Source organism: Methylomonas sp. BG-2 (genome assembly GCF_057766305.1).
This window is the reverse complement of record NZ_JBYMAP010000445.1, coordinates 1-1,638: the sequence shown is the minus strand read 5'-3', so window position 1 is coordinate 1,638 and position 1,638 is coordinate 1. Positions and strand designations below refer to the sequence as shown.

The 1,638-nt window shown below is 56.9% G+C and carries 3 protein-coding genes; 2 read left to right on the top strand and 1 reads right to left on the bottom strand.

Translation table 11 applies throughout. The features are described from left to right. On the bottom strand, positions 1–307 hold a 307-nt coding region (locus AC3B8H_RS21130), incomplete at its 3' end, for a Smr/MutS family protein (protein ID WP_488443477.1). 64 nt (positions 308–371) lie between these two features. Here AC3B8H_RS21130 and surE point away from each other — a divergent pair. Both surE and AC3B8H_RS21120 read left to right on the top strand, forming a co-directional pair. Further along, entirely contained in the window at positions 372–1,121 is a 750-nt protein-coding gene (surE, locus tag AC3B8H_RS21125; RefSeq protein ID WP_488443476.1) for a 5'/3'-nucleotidase SurE, read from the top strand. 2 nt (positions 1,122–1,123) lie between these two features. Then, positions 1,124–1,638, top strand: a 515-nt coding sequence (locus tag AC3B8H_RS21120; RefSeq protein ID WP_488443475.1) for a protein-L-isoaspartate(D-aspartate) O-methyltransferase, incomplete at its 3' end; no start/stop codon positions are given.

The following is a 1,638-nucleotide window of genomic DNA, read 5'->3' as shown; positions in this document are numbered from 1 at the left end:
GGCTAGCCAGGCCGTGCAGATCGATGTCGGCATCCGGATCGTAATAGCCCTTGCTTAGTTTTTTTAATACGCTCTTTTGCACGCCAGGTATCGCGAACAGCATGCGGTCTTCTTGAAATAGCGGGTCGGGCGCTTCATCCAGAGACATTTCCAAAGGATTGACGATCTCCGGCAATTTGGCCCTCGGCCTGGGCGGGGGGCTTTTGGCTGGCCGCAAAATGACCGTGTCGGCTTTGATTTCCTTGACGGTGCCGACGGCCTCGCGAAAAAGCGAGGCTTCCTCGGGTGTTGTGGTTTTTTTTGTCACGTAAGCTGCTGGATTTGCGGTTTTTTTGCTAATATGCGGCAATTTTAAAGCGTTTTATCGCGACATGCATATTCTGATCAGCAACGACGACGGCTATCTGGCGCAAGGCATCAACACTTTGGCGTCGGCGCTTGGGCAAATCGCCAAGGTTTCGGTCGTGGCCCCCGATAAAAACCGTAGCGCCGCCAGTAACTCGTTGACATTGGATCTGCCGCTACGCGCCACCGTGTGCGAGAACGGTTTCATCCGGGTTGACGGAACGCCTACCGATTGCGTGCATTTGGCGATTACCGGATTGTTGGCGGATGAACCCGATATGGTATTCGCCGGTATCAACCACGGTGCCAACCTGGGGGATGACGTTATTTATTCCGGGACTGTCGCGGCCGCAACCGAAGGTCGCTTTCTGGGGCTGCCGGCGGTGGCCATCTCGTTGGTCGGGCACAATGCCAAGCATTTCGACACCGCGGCCCAAGTAGCGGTGACCTTGCTCAATAAAATGCGGCTTCGACCGTTGCCCGAGGATACTTTGTTGAATGTCAACGTGCCCGATTTGCCCCTGTCCGAAATCAGAGGTTTTTTATCGACCAGGCTTGGCCAGCGACATAAAGCCGAAGCGGTCATCCGGGGCTCCGATCCGCGCGGCCAAACCATCTATTGGGTAGGCCCCCCTGGGGCCGAGCAGGACGCCGGACCCGGAACGGACTTCGACGCCATAAAAAACGGTTATGTATCCGTCACGCCGTTACAGCTCGATTTAACTCGCTACGAGCGTTTGGAGGGACTGCGCGACTGGCTGGCATTGGACGCATAGGTATGAGTCGAAGAATACAAGGCATCGGCATGACGTCACGGCGCACTCGCGAACGCATGATCTCCCGGCTGCGCCAGCAAGGCATCACCAATAACAAGGTGCTGGAAGCGATGGCCGACACTCCGCGCCATATTTTTGTCGACGAGGCCTTGGAGAGTCGTGCTTACGAAGATACCGCATTGCCGATCGGACACAATCAAACCATCTCTCAACCCTACATCGTCGCGAAAATGACGGAGTTATTGCTTCGATCGGCGGCGCCGGCCAAGGTTTTGGAAATCGGTACCGGCTGCGGTTACCAGACAGCGATTCTCGCCAAGCTGGTCAATCAGGTTTATACCGTTGAGCGGATTGCCCCGCTGATGAAAAAAGCCCGCGATACGCTGTGGGAGTTGGGGATCAAATCCGTCGGCTTCAAACACAGCGACGGCGGCTGGGGATGGCCCGAACATGCGCCGTTCGACGGCATCCTCGCCGCGGCGGCGCCGGCCGAGATCCCGGAAGCCTTGCTGCGGCA

Bases quoted from the DNA above. Each gene is read 5' to 3' on its own strand.
- surE (WP_488443476.1), top strand. From the start codon at position 372: ATGCATATTCTGATCAGCAACGACGACGGCTATCTGGCGCAAGGCATC.